Origin of the sequence: Mesorhizobium sp. KR1-2 (assembly GCF_040045035.1) — a bacterium.
In the GTDB taxonomy this organism is placed as follows: Bacteria; Pseudomonadota; Alphaproteobacteria; order Rhizobiales; family Rhizobiaceae; genus Pseudaminobacter.
In genome coordinates, this window is record NZ_JBDZDS010000001.1 from 641,020 (window position 1) to 657,207 (window position 16,188).

Annotated in this window: 19 protein-coding genes; 12 read left to right on the plus strand and 7 right to left on the minus strand. The window is 62.5% G+C overall.

What is annotated here, in order from left to right:
• Nucleotides 1-22 precede the first annotated feature (22 nt).
• On the plus strand, nt 23-499 hold the full coding sequence (smpB, locus tag ABLE85_RS03040; protein WP_348791193.1) for an SsrA-binding protein SmpB: 477 nt from the start codon (nt 23-25) through the stop codon (nt 497-499).
• A 61-nt stretch (nt 500-560) separates the two neighbouring features.
• On the opposite strand, the gene ABLE85_RS03045 is transcribed toward smpB, so the two are convergent.
• On the minus strand, nt 561-1,211 hold the full coding sequence (locus ABLE85_RS03045; RefSeq protein WP_348791194.1) for a uracil-DNA glycosylase: 651 nt from the start codon (nt 1,209-1,211) through the stop codon (nt 561-563).
• Nucleotides 1,211-1,795 (minus strand): NYN domain-containing protein, encoded by a 585-nt coding sequence (locus ABLE85_RS03050; protein ID WP_348791195.1) that lies wholly within the window; start codon nt 1,793-1,795, stop codon nt 1,211-1,213. The genes ABLE85_RS03045 and ABLE85_RS03050 overlap by 1 nt, the downstream gene beginning before the upstream one ends.
• Nucleotides 1,796-2,104: 309 nt before the next feature.
• On the opposite strand from ABLE85_RS03050, the gene rpoZ reads away from it, so the two are divergent.
• The 10 genes from rpoZ to ABLE85_RS03100 all read left to right on the plus strand — a co-directional run bounded on the left by rpoZ (nt 2,105) and on the right by ABLE85_RS03100 (nt 11,445).
• Nucleotides 2,105-2,506, plus strand: coding sequence for a DNA-directed RNA polymerase subunit omega (rpoZ, locus tag ABLE85_RS03055; protein WP_348791196.1), 402 nt, complete (start codon nt 2,105-2,107; stop codon nt 2,504-2,506).
• Nucleotides 2,507-2,618: 112 nt separating this feature from the next.
• Nucleotides 2,619-4,847 (plus strand): bifunctional (p)ppGpp synthetase/guanosine-3',5'-bis(diphosphate) 3'-pyrophosphohydrolase, encoded by a 2,229-nt coding sequence (locus tag ABLE85_RS03060; protein ID WP_348791197.1) that lies wholly within the window; start codon nt 2,619-2,621, stop codon nt 4,845-4,847.
• Between the two features lie 22 nt (nt 4,848-4,869).
• Nucleotides 4,870-5,448, plus strand: coding sequence for an orotate phosphoribosyltransferase (pyrE, locus tag ABLE85_RS03065; RefSeq protein WP_348791198.1), 579 nt, complete (start codon nt 4,870-4,872; stop codon nt 5,446-5,448).
• Between the two features lie 13 nt (nt 5,449-5,461).
• On the plus strand, nt 5,462-5,863 hold the full coding sequence (gene acpS, locus ABLE85_RS03070; protein ID WP_348791199.1) for a holo-ACP synthase: 402 nt from the start codon (nt 5,462-5,464) through the stop codon (nt 5,861-5,863).
• A gap of 88 nt (nt 5,864-5,951) precedes the next feature.
• On the plus strand, nt 5,952-6,701 hold the full coding sequence (gene lepB, locus ABLE85_RS03075) for a signal peptidase I (protein ID WP_348791200.1): 750 nt from the start codon (nt 5,952-5,954) through the stop codon (nt 6,699-6,701).
• 4 nt (nt 6,702-6,705) lie between these two features.
• On the plus strand, nt 6,706-7,425 hold the full coding sequence (gene rnc / locus ABLE85_RS03080; protein WP_348791201.1) for a ribonuclease III: 720 nt from the start codon (nt 6,706-6,708) through the stop codon (nt 7,423-7,425).
• Complete coding sequence (gene era / locus ABLE85_RS03085) at nt 7,425-8,333, plus strand: GTPase Era (RefSeq protein ID WP_348791202.1); 909 nt, start codon at nt 7,425-7,427, stop codon at nt 8,331-8,333. Before rnc ends, era begins: the two co-directional genes overlap by 1 nt.
• Nucleotides 8,334-8,351: 18 nt before the next feature.
• Nucleotides 8,352-9,113 carry a DNA repair protein RecO gene (gene recO / locus ABLE85_RS03090; protein ID WP_348791203.1) on the plus strand — a complete coding sequence of 254 codons (762 nt, stop codon included), beginning with the start codon at nt 8,352-8,354 and terminating at the stop codon, nt 9,111-9,113.
• Nucleotides 9,114-9,403: 290 nt separating this feature from the next.
• Nucleotides 9,404-9,910, plus strand: a complete 507-nt coding sequence (locus tag ABLE85_RS03095) for a GNAT family N-acetyltransferase (RefSeq protein WP_348791204.1) — start codon at nt 9,404-9,406, stop codon at nt 9,908-9,910.
• 71 nt (nt 9,911-9,981) lie between these two features.
• A complete protein-coding gene (locus ABLE85_RS03100) occupies nt 9,982-11,445 on the plus strand; it encodes a RimK family protein (RefSeq protein ID WP_348791205.1) in 1,464 nt (487 codons plus the stop codon).
• A gap of 38 nt (nt 11,446-11,483) precedes the next feature.
• On the opposite strand, the gene ABLE85_RS03105 is transcribed toward ABLE85_RS03100, so the two are convergent.
• The gene (locus ABLE85_RS03105) at nt 11,484-12,101 is read right to left on the minus strand and encodes an HD family hydrolase (RefSeq protein WP_348791206.1); all 618 of its coding nucleotides are present in this window, start codon (nt 12,099-12,101) and stop codon (nt 11,484-11,486) included.
• Nucleotides 12,101-12,988 carry a folate-binding protein YgfZ gene (locus ABLE85_RS03110; RefSeq protein ID WP_348791207.1) on the minus strand — a complete coding sequence of 296 codons (888 nt, stop codon included), beginning with the start codon at nt 12,986-12,988 and terminating at the stop codon, nt 12,101-12,103. The genes ABLE85_RS03105 and ABLE85_RS03110 overlap by 1 nt, the downstream gene beginning before the upstream one ends.
• Before the next feature lie 70 nt (nt 12,989-13,058).
• Between ABLE85_RS03110 and ABLE85_RS03115 the strand changes: the two genes are divergently transcribed.
• Nucleotides 13,059-14,390, plus strand: a complete 1,332-nt coding sequence (locus ABLE85_RS03115) for a dihydroorotase (RefSeq protein ID WP_348791208.1) — start codon at nt 13,059-13,061, stop codon at nt 14,388-14,390.
• A gap of 133 nt (nt 14,391-14,523) precedes the next feature.
• Here the strand turns inward: ABLE85_RS03115 and ABLE85_RS03120 are convergent, their stop codons facing one another.
• The 3 genes from ABLE85_RS03120 to ABLE85_RS03130 form a co-directional block, all read right to left on the minus strand.
• The gene (locus tag ABLE85_RS03120; RefSeq protein ID WP_348791209.1) at nt 14,524-15,231 is read right to left on the minus strand and encodes a hypothetical protein; all 708 of its coding nucleotides are present in this window, start codon (nt 15,229-15,231) and stop codon (nt 14,524-14,526) included.
• A gap of 175 nt (nt 15,232-15,406) precedes the next feature.
• Nucleotides 15,407-15,664 (minus strand): hypothetical protein, encoded by a 258-nt coding sequence (locus tag ABLE85_RS03125; RefSeq protein WP_348791453.1) that lies wholly within the window; start codon nt 15,662-15,664, stop codon nt 15,407-15,409.
• Nucleotides 15,665-15,798: 134 nt separating this feature from the next.
• Nucleotides 15,799-16,170, minus strand: a complete 372-nt coding sequence (locus ABLE85_RS03130; RefSeq protein ID WP_348791210.1) for a TIGR02301 family protein — start codon at nt 16,168-16,170, stop codon at nt 15,799-15,801.
• Nucleotides 16,171-16,188 lie beyond the last annotated feature (18 nt).

Sequence of the window (16,188 nt, forward strand, 5' to 3'; positions counted from 1 at the left end):
GGGTTTGTCGCGCTGCGTAGCCATGAGCCATAAGAAAGCCGACCCCAACAACAAGGTTGCCGCCGAGAACCGCAAGGCGCGGTTTTCCTATGAGGTGATCGACACGATCGAGGCCGGTCTGGTTCTGACCGGCACCGAGGTCAAGTCGCTGCGCCAGGGCCAGGCAAATATTCAGGAGTCCTACGCCTCCGCCGAAGGCGGCGAGATCTGGCTGATCAATTCCTACGTGCCGGAATATCTGCAAGGCAACCGCTTCAACCACGAGCCGCGCCGTCGCCGCAAGCTTCTGCTCAGCAAGCGGGAGATGGCGCGCCTGCAGCAGGCCGTGGAGCGCGAAGGCATGACCATGGTGCCGTTGAAGATCTACTTCAACGACAAGGGTCGCGCCAAGCTGCTCCTGGCCGTCGCCCGCGGCAAGAAACTGCACGACAAGCGCGAGAGCGAGAAGCAGCGCGACTGGAACCGCGAGAAGGGGCGTCTGCTCAAGGAGCGCGGCTGACCCGATCTGCCGCCATCCCGGCGGAGGGAGGTTCGGCCACGAACTCCTCCGCCGGGCGGTTCTACTTGTTCAGGAATTCCGCTATCTCACGGAAAACGCTTACGAACATCTCTTCGGTCAGGCGGCCGGTATTGGTGTTGTAGCGCGAGCAGTGATAGCTGGAAAAGACGGTCAGTCTGCCGATTTTCTGATGCCCGCCGTGGCTGAACGGATGCGCGGCCACGCGGCCCCCCAGCGCGCGCACCGTGGATTGGTGGGCGATCGTTCCAAGCGTCAGAATCGCCTCGAGATTCCTGAAGCGAGCCAGATTCGCGGTCAGGAAGGTCCTGCAGGTGTTGATCTCGGAGCCGATCGGCTTGTTTTCGGGCGGTACGCATTTCACCGCATTGGTGATTGCGGTGGAGATCAGTTCCAGGCTGTCGTCCGGCCGTGCCTCGAACCTGCCACGGGCAAGGCCAAAGCGGATGAGCGTGTCGTAAAGCAGATCGCCCGCATAGTCGCCGGTAAAGGGCCGGCCCGTGCGATTGGCGCCGCGCAAGCCGGGCGCCAGTCCAACGATCAGCAGGCGGACACTGTCTTCGCCCTCGGGCGGCAGGAATGTGGGCACCGGAGCGTTGAACCACTGAGGTTCACGCTGGCGCCAACTGGCGATAAAATCATGCAGGCGCGGGCAGAGAGCGCAGTCGCGCGAAGGTTCAACTGTTGCTTGCATCATAGATCGTCGATGTCGTCGCTGTCGGCAGGTTCGGCCTTGCGCATCGGCCGTTCGGACGGATCGCGGCCGATTTCGCTCTTCAGCGTCATCAGGTCGATGAAATGATCCGCCTGGCGGCGCAGGTCGTCGGAAATCATCGGCGGTTGGGACGCCATCGTTGAAACCACGCTCACCTTCTTGCCGCGACGCTGCAGCGCCTCAACCAGCGTGCGGAAATCGCCGTCGCCCGAGAAGATCACGTAGTGATCGATCACATCGGAAAGTTCCAGCGCGTCGACGGTCAGCTCGATGTCCATGTTCCCCTTGATCTTGCGGCGCCCCGAGGAATCAGTGAACTCCTTGGCCGGTTTCGTTATCACCTTGAAACCATTGTAATCCAGCCAGTCGATGAGCGGACGGATCGAGGAGTACTCCTGGTCCTCCACCAGCGCCGTGTAATAATAGGCGCGCAGCAGATAGCCGCGTTTCTGGAAGCTCGACAGCAACTTGCGGTAGTCGATGTCGAAGCCAAGCGATCGCGATGTGGCGTAGAGGTTGGCGCCGTCTATGAAAAGTGCAATCTTTTCGCGAGGATCAAACATGTGAAGTATCCTTTGGGGAAATAGGCAATTCCATTAAATACGCGCACCCCGGCTGCCGAGTTGCATGTCAAAAATCAGTTGCGTAAAATTATTCTGATCCAAGAAGTATCGCCCGGGCGCCTGCATTCCAAGGGTCTCGTGACATTATGCAAGAAAATGTGATGCGGCTAAGGCAGCAGACGCTCGGCGAGTGCGTCTGTGGGGTCTACCGTGGCGTGGCTCGCGAGCTTTCGTGCTTGTTTTTTTTGGCCGTTCGGGTTAAGGACCGCGCCTGTTTTCCATTACATCCGCGTATGAAAGGGGCAATCCATGGCCCGCGTAACTGTTGAAGACTGCATCGACAAGGTCGACAACCGCTTTGAGCTGGTGCTTCTGGCCGGCCATCGTGCCCGGCAGATCTCCCAGGGTGCGGCCATTACCGTGCCTCGCGACAACGACAAGAACCCGGTCGTGGCACTGCGCGAAATCGCCGACGAGACGCTGTCGCCGGGCGATCTCAAGGAAGATCTGATCCACTCGCTGCAGAAGCATGTCGAGGTGGATGAGCCGGAGATCGAAGGTCATGCACTGGCCGATCAGACCGACGCAACGGTGGTTTCCGCCGAGGAAGACCGCGAGGAAGAGAACATTGCCTTCGACCGCATGAGCGAGGAAGATCTGCTCGCCGGCATCGAAGGCCTCGTTGCACCCGAGAAAAGCGACGATTTCTGATCGATTGTAACCGCGCCGGCACTTCCTTGCCGGCCGGATCGTGTTTATTTATGGCATGCGTCGGGTCGCGCGATCCGGCGCATGATTCGTATTTGACTGTGAGATTTGGCCCATGATGCGTCAGTATGAGCTTGTCGAGCGCGTGCAGCGCTACAAGCCCGACGTGAATGAGGCGCTTCTCAATAAAGCCTATGTCTACGCCATGCAGAAGCACGGCCATCAGAGGCGTGCTTCGGGCGATCCCTTTTTTTCCCATCCGCTCGAAGTCGCGGCGATCCTCACCGACATGCATATGGACGAGGCCACCATCGCGGTGGCACTGCTGCATGACACGATCGAGGACACTTCCGCGACCCGCCAGGAGATCGACGAGCTGTTCGGGTCCGACCTCGGCAAGCTGGTCGAGGGGCTGACCAAGCTCAAGAAGCTGGACCTCGTCTCGAAGAAGGCCGAGCAGGCGGAGAACCTGCGCAAGCTGCTGCTGGCGATCTCGGAAGACGTGCGCGTGCTGCTCGTCAAGCTCGCCGACCGTCTCCACAACATGCGCACGCTTGACCATATGCCGGAGAACAAGCGGCTGCGCATCGCCGAGGAGACCATGGATATCTATGCACCGCTGGCCGGGCGCATGGGTATGCAGGGCATGCGCGAGGAGCTGGAAGACCTCGCCTTCCGCTACATCAATCCGGAAGCTTACCGCACCGTGACGGAACGGCTGGCCGATGTGTCGGCGCGTAACCGGGGCGTCATCGCAGAGATCGAAAACTCGCTTTCCGCACTGTTCGAGAAGTATTCGCTTAAGGCCAGCGTCACCAGCCGGCAGAAGAAGCCTTGGTCGGTTTTCCGCAAGATGGAGACCAAGGCGCTGTCCTTCGAGCAGCTGTCCGACATCTTCGGCTTCCGCGTCGTCGTCGACAGCGTGGAAGATTGCTATCTTGCGCTTGGCGCGATTCATACCACTTGGTCGATGGTGCCGGGTCGGTTCAAGGATTACATCTCGACCCCGAAGCAGAACGATTATCGCTCGATCCACACCACGATCGTCGGCCCGTCGCGCCAGCGCATCGAGCTGCAGATCCGCACGCGCGAGATGAACAAGGTCGCCGAATACGGCGTGGCGGCTCATGCGCTCTACAAGGACGCCGGCGGCAAGGTAAATGCCAGCCATGCGATCTCCAAGGAAACCAACGCCTATGCCTGGCTGCGGCGCACCATCGAGCAGCTGTCCGAGGGTGATAACCCTGAAGAGTTTTTGGAGAACACCAAGCTGGAGCTGTTCCAGGATCAGGTGTTCTGCTTCACGCCGAAGGGCATGTTGATCGCTTTGCCGCGCAAGGCCACGCCTATCGACTTCGCCTACGCGGTCCACACCGACGTTGGCGACACTTGCGTGGGTGCCAAGATCAACGGCCGCATCATGCCGCTGATGACCGAGCTGAAGAATGGCGACGAGGTCGAGATCATCCGCTCCAAGGCGCAGGTGCCGCCGGCCGCTTGGGAATCCGTGGTGGTGACCGGCAAGGCCCGTTCGGCCATCCGCCGCGCCACCAAGGCGGCGATCCGAAAGCAGTATTCAGGCCTTGGCGTGCGCATCCTGGAGCGGGCCTTCGAGCGTGCCGGGAAAACCTTCTCCAAGGACAGCCTCAAGCCGGTGCTGCACCGGCTCGCCCGCAAGGACGTGGAGGATGTCGTGGCCTCGGTGGGGCGGGGCGAATTGTCGTCGACCGATGTCATGAAGGCGGTTTTCCCCGACTTCAAGGACGAGCGGGTCACGCAGGCGCCCAAGCAACGCGAGGAAGGCTGGTCCAAGATCCGCAATGCGGCTGGCATGCTGTTCCAGATCCCGGGGCGCGGCTCTTCGCGCAAGGGCAAAAGCACGGCCAAGGGAAGGGGAGCGGTGCCCATCCGGGGCGTGCGCGGCGATCTGCCGGTGCGATTCGCGCCGGAGGGTGCAGTGCCAGGAGACCGCATCATCGGCATCATGCAGCCAGGCGCCGGCATTACCATCTATCCGATCCAGTCGCCGTCGCTCACCGCCTTCGACGACCAGCCGGAACGCTGGATCGACGTTCGCTGGGACATCGACGAGGAGACCAAGGAACGTTTCCCGGCTCGTATTTCCGTGGTGGCGATCAACGCGCCCGGATCGTTGGCCGAGATCGCCCAGGTAATCGCTGAGAACGACGCCAATATCCACACGCTGTCGATGGTGCGTACCGCGCCGGACTTCACGGAAATGCTGATAGATCTTGAGGTCTGGGATCTGAAGCATCTGAACCGGCTGCTCTCGCAGCTCAAGGAAAACTCGAGCGTCAGCGACGCCAAGCGCGTCAACGGTTGACCATCTGAATGGCGGGAGCGGCATGAATACCGATCAGGTGCTGGACATTTTTCGCGAGGCCGGAGCAGTCCTCGAAGGGCACTTCATCCTGACATCCGGCTTGCGCAGCCCGGTCTTCCTCCAGAAGGCGCGGGTCTTCATGCATGCCGACAAGACCGAGAAGCTTTGCCGCGCCTTGGCCGAGAAGATCCGTGCCGAAGTCCCGGGCCAGATCGACTATGTCGTCGGCCCTGCCATAGGCGGACTGATCCCGGCCTATGAAACGTCACGCCACCTTGCCGTACCGGCGATCTGGGTCGAGCGCGAAGGCGGCGTCTTCCGCCTACGCCGTTTCGAGATCGAGAAGGGTGCGCGCGTCGTCATCGTCGAGGACATCGTCACCACCGGGCTGTCGATCCGTGAGACCATCGACTGCCTGCGCGATCTGGGCGCCGAAGTGGTCGCTGCAGCCTGCATCATCGACCGCTCCGCGGGCAAGAGCGATGTCGGCGTGCCGCTGATCGCGCTCGCCGAATATGAAGTGCCGGCCTATCCGGCCGACCAGCTTCCGCCGGAATTGGCGGCCATCCCGCCGGTCAAGCCCGGCAGTCGGAACATCTGAGGACCAGCGCCGGATGATCATCGGTATCGGCAGCGATCTCATCGACATCAGGCGCATAGAGAAGTCGCTTGAGCGCTATGGCGAGCGCTTCAAGACCCGGATCTTTACCGAGATCGAGCAGGCGAAGTCGGAGCGGCGCAAGGAGCGTGCGGCCTCTTATGCCAAGCGCTTCGCCGCCAAGGAGGCGTGTGCCAAGGCGCTCGGAACCGGTATGTCCCATGGCGTTTTCTGGCGGGACATGGGCGTGGTCAACCTGCCAGGCGGCAAGCCGACGATGGAGCTTACCGGGGGGGCGGCCGAACGGCTGGGGCGGATGCTGCCAGCCGGCCATCGCGCGGTCATTCACCTCACCATCACAGATGATTTTCCTCTGGCGCAAGCCTTTGTGATCATTGAAGCGTTACAAGTCGAATAACGGCCATTTTCGTGGCGCTCGTGACGATTGGTAGACATTGCTCCAAACGCGCCGAGCCCTTATACCCGACGCAGAAACCGAGGAAGAGATGAGCGTGGCTGAGAAACCTAACAAGAAATCCGGCGGGCTTGGAGAAACGGTCAGCGTCATCATCCAGGCGTTGCTGCTCGCACTGGTTATCCGCACTTTCCTGTTCCAGCCCTTTTCGATCCCGTCGGGCTCGATGCGTCCGACGCTTCTCGAGGGTGACTATCTCTTCGTCACCAAGTGGGCTTACGGCTATTCGCGCTATTCGCTGCCGTTCTCGCCAGACCTATTCTCGGGACGCATCTGGGGTAGCGAGCCGCAGCGCGGTGACGTCGTGGTCTTCAAGTTCCCGCCCAACCCGTCGCTGGACTACATCAAGCGCGTGGTCGGCCTGCCGGGCGACCGCATCCAGATGCGCGACGGCCAGCTCTTCATCAACGACGTCGGCGTTCCACGCGTGAAGGTAGGCCAGATCGACAACCCGGATATCACCGAAGTCAACCGCCCGGTCGACGTCTACCGCGAGACGCTGCCGAATGGCGTCTCCTACGATACGCTCGACCTCACGCCGAATTCGATTGGCGACAACACGCGCGAGTTCTTGGTGCCGGAAGGCCACTACTTCATGATGGGCGACAACCGCGACAACTCCACCGACAGCCGCTTCTCGGTCGGCTATGTTCCGGCGGAGAACCTCGTCGGCCGTGCCAACATCGTCTTCTTCTCGATTGCGGGAGGCGCTAGCCCGCTCGAAATCTGGAAGTGGCCGTCGGAGCTGCGCGCCTCGCGCCTCTTCACGTTTGTCCACTAGGACAATGGCGTTCAAACGACCAACCGGGCAGGCGCTCGCGGATGCTTTGCGCGAGCGCACCGGACATGCATTCACTGATTTGGAGCGTCTTCAGCGCGCGCTCACCCATGCCAGTGCGCGTGGTGTCAAGGCAGGAACGGACTACGAGCGGTTCGAATTCCTGGGCGACCGTGTGTTGGGGCTGGTGGTGGCCGATATGCTGTTCAACGCCTTCCCGGCCGCGGCCGAAGGCGAGCTTTCGGTCCGCCTGAACGCGCTCGTCAACGCCGAGACGCTGGCCGAGATCGCCGACGAGATCGGGCTCCCCGCGTTGATCCGCGCCGGCAACGAGGTCAAGACGCTGGCCGGGCGCAAGCGGGTGAATATCCGCGCGGATGCGCTGGAATCCCTGATCGCCGCGCTCTATCTCGATGGTGGCCTCGATGTGGCCCGCCGCTTCATCCTGCGCTATTGGGAGCCGCGCTCGAAGGTCACCGGGGCAGCGCGCCGCGATGCCAAGACCGCGCTTCAGGAATGGGCGCACCAGGCCGCCGCGGCAACGCCGGCCTATCAGATCGAAAGCCGCGAGGGCCCCGATCATGATCCGGTATTCACGGTCAGCGTGCGTGTCGGTTCATTCGAGCCGGCCTTCGGGACCGGACGTTCCAAGCGCGAGGCAGAGCAGACCGCTGCCGCAAACATGCTTCAGCGCGAGGGCGTCTGGAGCCAGGAAGGAAAAGAGTAGTGAGCGAAGCCGAACCCGTCACTCATTCGGGCTTTGTCGCCCTGATCGGCGCGCCGAACGCCGGGAAGTCGACGCTGGTCAACCAGCTCGTCGGCGCGAAGGTGTCGATCGTCACCCACAAGGTGCAGACCACCCGCGCCATCGTTCGCGGCATCGCCACGCACAATGACGCACAGATCGTGTTCGTCGACACGCCCGGCATCTTCAAGCCTCGCCGGCGGCTTGATCAGGCCATGGTGTCCACCGCCTGGGGCGGTGCCAAGGATGCCGACATGATCATGGTGCTGATCGATGCCGAGCGCGGCATCAGGGGCGATGCGGACACGATCCTGACCAATCTTGCCGAGGTCCGGCAGCCAAAGATCCTGGTGCTGAACAAGATCGACCGGGTCAAGCCGGAAACCCTGCTCACATTGGCGGAAGAGGCCAACAAGCGCGTCGCCTTCGACAGCACCTTCATGGTCTCGGCGCTGACCGGCGCGGGTTGCGGCGCTATCCTCGACTATCTCGCCAAGGCTTTGCCCGCCGGCCCCTGGTACTATCCGGAGGACCAGATTTCGGACCTGCCGATGCGCCAGCTCGCCGCCGAGATCACCCGCGAAAAGCTTTATCTGCGCCTGCACCAGGAGCTGCCCTATTCGTCCCACGTAGAAACTGAAAGGTGGGAAGAGAAGGCAGACGGTTCCGTGCGCATCGAGCAGGTCATCTATGTCGAGCGCGACAGCCAGAAGAAGATCGTTCTCGGCCACAAGGGCGAGACGATCCGTTCCATAGGCCAGGCGGCGCGCAAGGACATCGGCGAAATTCTCGAGCAGAAGGTGCACCTGTTCCTATTCGTGAAGGTGCGCGAGAACTGGAGCGACGATCCCGAGCGCTATCGCGAAATGGGTCTTGAATTCCCGCACTGAGCGGCCGAATCTCCAGAAATGGAATGGCACGACGAGGGCATTATCCTTGGCGCCCGCAAGCATGGCGAAACCAGCGTCATACTTGAGGTGATGACGCGCGCGCACGGGCGTCATCTCGGCATGGTGCGCGGTGGCCGTTCGCGCAAGGCGCAGCCGGTGCTGCAGGTGGGCAATCGCGTCGACTTGATCTGGCGTGCGCGACTGGACGAGCATATGGGCCTGTTCCAGGTCGAGGCGCTGGAGCTCAACGCTGCCCGGCTGTTCGAAAGCGCCTGCGCGGTCTACGGGCTGCAGACGCTGGCCGCACATCTGCGCCTTCTGCCCGAGCGCGATCCACATCTCGGCCTGTATGAGATGCTGGGGCTACTGATCTCCAATCTGGACGACGCTGCTGCCGCAGGCGAACTCGTCGTGCGTTTCGAGCTGATGGTGCTGGAAGAGCTGGGCTTCGGGCTCGACCTGAGCGAATGCGCCGCCACTGGCCGGCGCGAAGAACTAATCTATGTCTCGCCGAAGTCCGGCCGCGCCGTTTCGCGGGAAGCCGGGCTGCCCTGGCACGACAAGATGCTGCCGCTGCCGGCCTTCCTGATCGGCGGGACCGGGTTGCGCGCCGACATGGCGACCATCGAGCAGGCTTTCCGCCTGACCGAGTTCTTTTTCACGCGGCATGTTTACGAGCCGCGTGGCCTCAACCCTCCCGACGCGCGTACTGGCTTCCTCAACGCGCTCCGCAAGCATAATGCGGGTAAGTCCGGCGTGCCCGGCGACAGCGCCGCCTGATTTCGCGACGGGCCGGAATTGGCATTGCCGCCATAAGCAACGCTGATTCGGCTTGCAGCCTCTCCGAGGCGATGAAGGGCTGGCCGCAGCCTTGTTTCACCGCCCTGAAGTCGTATCGAAAACGCGGGTTTCGGGGCGGATTTTTCATGCGGCCGGGGCGCGCCGGACCGGTCACAATTCGGCCCAATTGGAGGTGCGAAAGCGCTGATGATGCCCGTGCGAGACAGTGCGGCAGAGACGTTCCGCCTATCCTCGAGTTGATCTTTTTCGATTGAGGTTCACCGGTTCGCATGTCCGCCGAGATTCGCCCCGCCCAAACCTCCGATATCGATGCTCTTGCGGCGCTGGAAAAGATTGCCTTCAAGACCGATCGCCTTTCCCGCGCCTCTTTCCGGCGCCTGCTTTCCAGCCCCACCGCCTCGCTGCTCGTCGCTGGCGCGCATGGCAGCGTCGCCGGCTACTGCGCCGTGCTCTACCGGGCAGGCAGCGCCAGGGCGCGGCTCTATTCGCTGGCAGTCTCGCCTGCCAGCGGCGGAGGGCTGGGCCGCGTCTTGCTTTCGGTCTGCGAGGACGCGGCCCGCGCCAGGGGCTGCCGGGCGGTGCGGCTGGAGGTGCGCCAGGACAATCCGCGCGCCATCGCGCTCTACGAACGTAACGGCTATCGGCCGATCGGAACGTGGCTCGGCTACTACGCCGACGGCATGAATGCTCTCCGCTACGAAAAGACGCTCGATGCATCGCTGCCGACTGCGAAGAGGGATGATGAATTGCGTTGGGAACCTCCGCGTCGCGAATAGATTTTCCCAGGCCGGCGCGATCCTAAGGCGCTGCGCAGCGCCGAAAATCAAATCCCGAAACGCGAGCGAAAATGAGCTGGGTCATCCTTACAGGCAGGCAGAGCGACCTCGATCAGGTGGCGACGCCGCATAAGATCATCACCAACCGCGACTATCTCGCCCATCCCGCCCTGTTCAATGGCCAGCGTCCCAAGGTCATCAACCTCTCGAACAACTACGGCTACCAGAGCCGGGGCTACTATGCCTCGCTGCTGGCCAGCTCGCGCGGGCACAAGGTCATCCCGACGGTCGAGACCATGATCGACCTTTCGGAGCACAAGCTTTACGAAAACGCCCTGCCTGAGCTCGAGCTGGCACTCAACAAGTGCCGAAAGGACCTTGGAGGCAGTTTTCCGGCCAAGGCGACCTTCTTCTTCGGCATCGGGCCGTCGAAGGGTTGGGACCGTTTCGCGAAGCTGCTGTTCGATTGGTTCCGGGCGCCTGCACTGGAGGTTTCGATCAAGGACGGGCACGAATGGGCGTCGATCCACAAGATCGGCTTTCATCCGTTGGGGCGCATGAGCGCGGAGGAAAAGCCTCGCTTCCTGGCGTGCCTTGCTGCCTACACCAACCGCGAGTGGCGCGACGGCAAGGCGCGCACGCCGGCCCGCTACACCTTCGCCACACTCGTCAATCCGCACGAGGAATTGCCGCCGTCCATGATCGCCTCGCTGCGCTACTGGGCGAAAATCGCCGAGAAGATGGGAGTGGAGGTTGAGCCTATCACGCGCAAGGACCTTGCCAGGCTCGCCAATTACGACGCGCTGTTCATCCGCGAGACGACCTCGATCTCCAACCATACCTATCGCTTCGCGCGGCGCGCGCAGCAGGAAGGCATGCCGGTGATCGACGATCCGCTGTCGATGATCCGCTGCACGAACAAGGTCTATCTCAACGAATTGATGACTCATAACGGCGTGCCGGTGCCGCCGACGGTGATGATCGCAGGCCCCTCCGACTTCGAACTTGCGGCGCAGACGCTCGGTTTCCCGCTGGTGCTGAAAATTCCCGACAGTTCGTTTTCGCGCGGCGTGAAGAAGGCCTCCAGCTTCGACGAGTTGAAGCAACTGGCGACGCAATGGCTGGAGGATTCCGATCTGCTGATCGCCCAGAAGTTCATCCCGACGGAATATGATTGGCGCGTTGGTGTCCTCGGCGGCCAGCCGCTGTTTGCGGTGCACTATCTGATGGCCAAGAAGCACTGGCAGATCGTCAATCACAACCGCGCCGGCAAGCCAGACCAAGGGGGCATCAAGACCTTCACGCTGAAGCATGCTCCGGCGCACGTCATCGAAACGGCGGTGCGCGCCGCGCGCTGCATCGGCGACGGGCTCTACGGCGTCGACCTGAAGGAAACGCGCGACGGCGTCTTCGTCATCGAGGTCAACGACAATCCCAACCTTGATCACGGGCTGGAGGACTCAGGCGAGAAGGACGAGGTCTGGACCCGCCTGACCCAGTGGTTCCTGGACAAGCTGGATCGGCCGGGGCGCTAGAGCATGATCCCGAAAAGTTGCAAGCTATCGATGCAGCGTCAGGTCTTCACGCCCCGCAGGCGCTCGATCGCCTCGAAGCGCTTCAGGAAGGCGCCTTGCACGGCTTTTGCCGGGCGGCAGGTGAGATCGAAGCCGTCCGTGGTAATGCCGCGCGGCCTGCCGAAGAACTTGGCCGCCTCCTGAACCGAAAAGCCGGCGAGCGTGGTCGCTTCGAAATAAGCGGCGATATGGTCGGCCCGCTTGATCTGCTTCTTCAGCTTTTCGTCTATCTCAGGGGCGAGAGAGAAGCGGACATGTATGGCGTGCTGCAGCCGCTGCTCGACCTGCTTGTAGCCGCCGCCCACCACAGACTTGAACGGCGAGATCATGTCGCCGATCACATATTCGGGCGCGTCATGCAGCAGCGCCGCTAGTTGGTCGTCGGGTGAGGGGTTTTTGGCCTGCCTAGAAAAGATCGCTTCCACCAGCAGCGAATGCTGCGCCACCGAAAAGGCATGGTCGCCGCCGGTCTGTCCGTTCCAGCGCGCCACGCGCGCCAGACCGTGGGCGATGTCGGAGATCTCGACGTCGAGCGGGGAGGGGTCGAGCAGGTCGAGCCGACGGCCCGAGAGCATGCGCTGCCAGGCGCGTGGTGGCGCTCCGACCTTATCGGCCATCACGCCTCCTCCGCTCCGGCGGATACCTGCGGAAAGGTGAACTTGGCCCAGGCCGGGATGGAAAGTGAAAGCGGCACATCGCCGGCGGTGACCGCCATGCCGCCGTCCAGTGCATCCTTCACCCGATCGATGCGGACAATCGCCAGGCCCCGGTTGCCGGCGACGGAGCCGAGCGCTCCAATGCTGCGGCCGTTGACGACGATGTCCGTACCGGGCTCGGGCAGGGGGGCTTCGGAGGAAACCAGGAGCACGCGACGCCGGGCGGTGCCGCGATGATGCATGCGCGAGACGACCTCCTGGCCGACATAGCAGCCCTTGCCGAAGCCGACACCGCCCGTCTCATCCAGCAGCACGTCGTGCGGGAAAGCATCGCCAAGCGCATAGTCGCTGCCGCTTTCGGCCACGCCATGGGCGATGCGATAGGCATGCCAACCGCTTGCATCGGCTGGACCCGCGACTGGCTCGCCATAGATACGATACGCAGCCGCCGGCTCCCGGAACCGCGTGTCGCGCAGCCGCGTCGAAGCATTGGGCGACGAAGTTGACTCGGATGCCGAAGCAGGTGAATCGGAAACCCAAGCTGCAGCCACAAGTATTTGGTCTTGTTTTGAAATTTCAACCTTCGCGCGGAGTTTGTAGAGCGTCAGGCGGCGAATGAAATCATCAGCCGTCTCGGCACGGCAGTCGAGCAGGAAGCCGCCGGCACGGTCTCGCGAGACCAGGAAATCGAACAGGATCTTGCCCTGCGGCGTGAGCAGCGCACCGGGCTTTGCTTCACCTTCGGCGAGCGAGTCGAGATCGGTGGTGAGGATGTTCTGCAGAAAGTGCTCCGCGTCCGCGCCAGAGACGGAAATGAGGGTGCGGTCGGAAAGCAGGGCTGAAGGCATGACGGAACCTGATCTTGCAAATCGGTTGGCCATTACGTAAGCCGCAGGCATCGCAGGAGCAAGGTGGCAAATGACAGCGACGTTCGACCTCATTTTCAAGGGCGGCACGGTCGTCAATCACGATGGCAGCGGCTTGCGCGACATCGGCGTGCGCGCCGGACGCATCGCCGCGATCGGCGACCTGCGCCATGCTTCCGCCGGCGAGACCATCGAGTGCCGGGGGCTGCACATCCTGCCCGGCGTGGTCGACAGCCAGGTGCATTTCCGCGAGCCGGGCTTCGAATACAAGGAAGACCTGGAAACGGGCTCGCGTGCCGCCGTGCTCGGTGGCGTCACCGCAGTGTTCGAGATGCCCAACACCAATCCGCTGACCACCAGCGCCGAGGCGCTGGCCGACAAGGTTTCGCGGGCCACGAACCGCATGCATTGCGATTTCGCCTTCTGGGTCGGCGGCACGCGCGAGAACGCCAAGGACGTGGGCGAACTGGAGCGCCTGCCGGGCGCGGCCGGCATCAAGGTGTTCATGGGTTCGTCCACCGGCGACCTGCTGGTCGAGGACGATGAGGGCGTGCTGGCGATCCTGAAGAACACGCGTCGCCGCGCGGCCTTCCATTCGGAGGATGAATTCCGCCTGCGCGAACGCCTTGGCGAGCGCGTCGAGGGCGATCCGTCCTCGCATCCCGTCTGGCGCGACGAGATCGCGGCGATGCGCTGCACCGAGCGTCTTGTGCGCATCGCGCTGGCTGCACGGGCGCGCATCCATGTGCTGCACATCTCGACGGCGGAAGAGATCGACTTCCTGGAGATGCACAAGGACGTCGCGAGCTGCGAGGCTACGCCGCATCACCTAACCTTGTCGTCGGAGGATTATGCGACGCTCGGCACGCTGATCCAGATGAACCCGCCGGTGCGCGACGCACGTCATCGCGATGGTGTCTGGCGCGGTGTCAGCCAGGGCATCGTTGACGTGCTGGGCTCGGATCATGCGCCCCACACGCTTTCGGAGAAGGCCAAGCCTTACCCGGCTTCGCCGTCGGGCATGCCCGGCGTGCAGACGCTCGTTCCGATCATGCTCGACCACGTCAATGCCGGTCGGCTGACGCTGGAACGTCTGGTGGACCTGACGAGCCACGGCCCGCAGCGCCTGTTCGGCATGGCACGCAAGGGGCGCATAGCGGCCGGCTATGAGGCCGATTTCACGATTGTGGACATGAAGCGCCGCGAAACCATCGCCAACGCCCAGGCCGGCTCGAAGGCCGGCTGGACGCCGTACAACGGCCGGGAGGTCAAGGGCTGGCCGGTCGGCACCGTCATCCGCGGCAATCGCGTGATGTGGGAAGGCGAGATCGTTTCGGCCGGGCAGGGCCAGCCGGTTGAATTCTCCGAGGCATTGCCGCTCTGATCTGGATCGGCGAGGCCGGGCGTCGAACAACGGCGCTATCGCCTTCGCGAAGTCTTTCTGAAAATGAAATCGCCCGCCAAAACAGATGCTTGGCGGGAGATTTTGATTCAGCTTGATGCGGTTGGTGGCCGGCTCAATCGCCGGCGACGAAGAATGCCCACTTGCCTTCCGGCGTGATGCCGAGGCGATAGAAATTGTAGGCGCCGTAGCTCTTCATGTCCTCATAATCGCCGGCCGTCACGATCTTGAACAGCTCGACGCGCTGGCGCGGGTTTAGTTTGTCCAGAGGCATGGCGAAGAAATAGGGCCACGCATAGATTTCCTCCGGGGTTCCGGCATCGAGATGGACGTAGCTGGCGTTGAGGATGTTCTCGATGATGGCCAGGATCTCCTCGCCGTCCTTGTCGCCAGACAGTTCCTTGAGGAACTCGATGGGGTCCTGGTCCATGCCCGTGACGGACAGCTGAGTTTCATCGTCACCCTTGCCAAGCAGAGGACGCAGCTTCTCGATATCGCCGCTGGTTGCGACGTCCAGTATCTGCTGACGCAGGCGCTTCACCGGCTCGGGCAGCTTGTCGATGTCATAGACGATCTCGGGCAGCGGCGCGTTCGGGTCTTCCGGGAAATGGGCAGAACTGTTGGGGGCCTGCGAATTGTCGGGCTCGGCTTCGTCAGGGTCCGGCGCCTCCGACGGCTTGCCCTGGTCATCCTCGGACTGCGGAGCCGCCTTGTCCTGGGGACTGCTTTTGTTGTCGGCTGGGGTTTGCGCGGGCGGCGCGGGCAGTTCCTCGTGTTTGATCTCGCTCAGCGCGGCCGCGGGCAGTGTGCCTGCGAAAAACATTGGCAAGGCAATGCCGGCTGCGGCAAGCCACAGGGCAACGGCCAGGCCTTGGGTCCTGCGGGGGTGCGATCTGCTCCGCGTCGGTGTCTGCATGTCCCATCCTCTCCGGGGCGTCGCAACGGAATCGAGCCCGATGATCAACTTTCTACAGTGAAAATGCGATCTTGGGGACGTGTCAATGTCGCAGGCGGACGGGTTCAAATTCACCGGCGATAACCTTCTCGCGCATATTGTCGAGCAAGGCCAGAGCGGCGGCCTCGCCATGCGTGCGCAGGATCTCGCCGAAAGCGGTGGCCAGCGCGGCCTCAGCAAGAATCTCGGTCTCGATGCCGGCGGAAAATCCTTCAGCCCAGGCTTCGTTGTGACACTCGACGGCCGTCAGGCGTTTTTCTTCTCTGACCAGCGCGTCGAGATCGCCGGTGCTGTGTTCGATACCCATCTTCCACCCTTTCAAGTCGCGACCCCCGAGATTCGGATCAACTTGAGCTTTGCCCTTAAGGTCCCATTAACAAGCTAACACATGGGGCGATGCCGCGCGCCCCCGTTCGCCAGAATGTTGACTCGTACTTAATTCCCATAGCGCCCCGTCACGTCGCGGGTCAGCGTCTCGCCTTCTTTCATGTAGCGGTTTATCGCCTCGATCGCGGAAGCGGTGCATTTGGCGTAGGTTCCCTCGAAAGATCGGTATCCCCGGTTGAAACTCGCGACGAACTTGGCGCGTCGCGCCGCGTCCGGCTTTTCCGCGTCGAGCAGCTTTTCCATCTCGTCCCGCCATTTGTTGCCGTCTTCGCCGCAAAGATTGCGCAGGAAATGCAATGAGCCGAGAATCTCCGACAGACGCATCAGGCTTCCTTCGAACGGTGCTTCCTCCGCCCGGGACGGTGACGCCGCCGAGGCAGCGACAAGAAACGCGATGAAGACCGGCGTTGTTCGGCGCATGCCGCCTTGTGGCGGAAC

Excerpts from the sequence above, each read along its gene's own strand:
- ABLE85_RS03105 (WP_348791206.1), bottom strand. The coding sequence starts at position 12,101 with ATGGCCGATAAGGTCGGAGCGCCACCACGCGCCTGGCAGCGCATGCTC.
- rnc (WP_348791201.1), top strand. The coding sequence starts at position 6,706 with ATGGCGTTCAAACGACCAACCGGGCAGGCGCTCGCGGATGCTTTGCGC.
- ABLE85_RS03115 (WP_348791208.1), top strand. The coding sequence starts at position 13,059 with ATGACAGCGACGTTCGACCTCATTTTCAAGGGCGGCACGGTCGTCAAT.
- ABLE85_RS03110 (WP_348791207.1), bottom strand. The coding sequence starts at position 12,988 with ATGCCTTCAGCCCTGCTTTCCGACCGCACCCTCATTTCCGTCTCTGGC.
- ABLE85_RS03120 (WP_348791209.1), bottom strand. The coding sequence starts at position 15,231 with ATGTTTTTCGCAGGCACACTGCCCGCGGCCGCGCTGAGCGAGATCAAA.
- ABLE85_RS03060 (WP_348791197.1), top strand. The coding sequence starts at position 2,619 with ATGATGCGTCAGTATGAGCTTGTCGAGCGCGTGCAGCGCTACAAGCCC.
- ABLE85_RS03130 (WP_348791210.1), bottom strand. The coding sequence starts at position 16,170 with ATGCGCCGAACAACGCCGGTCTTCATCGCGTTTCTTGTCGCTGCCTCG.
- ABLE85_RS03045 (WP_348791194.1), bottom strand. The coding sequence starts at position 1,211 with ATGCAAGCAACAGTTGAACCTTCGCGCGACTGCGCTCTCTGCCCGCGC.
- pyrE (WP_348791198.1), top strand. The coding sequence starts at position 4,870 with ATGAATACCGATCAGGTGCTGGACATTTTTCGCGAGGCCGGAGCAGTC.
- ABLE85_RS03050 (WP_348791195.1), bottom strand. The coding sequence starts at position 1,795 with ATGTTTGATCCTCGCGAAAAGATTGCACTTTTCATAGACGGCGCCAAC.
- ABLE85_RS03100 (WP_348791205.1), top strand. The coding sequence starts at position 9,982 with ATGAGCTGGGTCATCCTTACAGGCAGGCAGAGCGACCTCGATCAGGTG.
- ABLE85_RS03095 (WP_348791204.1), top strand. The coding sequence starts at position 9,404 with ATGTCCGCCGAGATTCGCCCCGCCCAAACCTCCGATATCGATGCTCTT.
- smpB (WP_348791193.1), top strand. The coding sequence starts at position 23 with ATGAGCCATAAGAAAGCCGACCCCAACAACAAGGTTGCCGCCGAGAAC.
- lepB (WP_348791200.1), top strand. The coding sequence starts at position 5,952 with ATGAGCGTGGCTGAGAAACCTAACAAGAAATCCGGCGGGCTTGGAGAA.
- acpS (WP_348791199.1), top strand. The coding sequence starts at position 5,462 with ATGATCATCGGTATCGGCAGCGATCTCATCGACATCAGGCGCATAGAG.
- rpoZ (WP_348791196.1), top strand. The coding sequence starts at position 2,105 with ATGGCCCGCGTAACTGTTGAAGACTGCATCGACAAGGTCGACAACCGC.
- recO (WP_348791203.1), top strand. The coding sequence starts at position 8,352 with ATGGAATGGCACGACGAGGGCATTATCCTTGGCGCCCGCAAGCATGGC.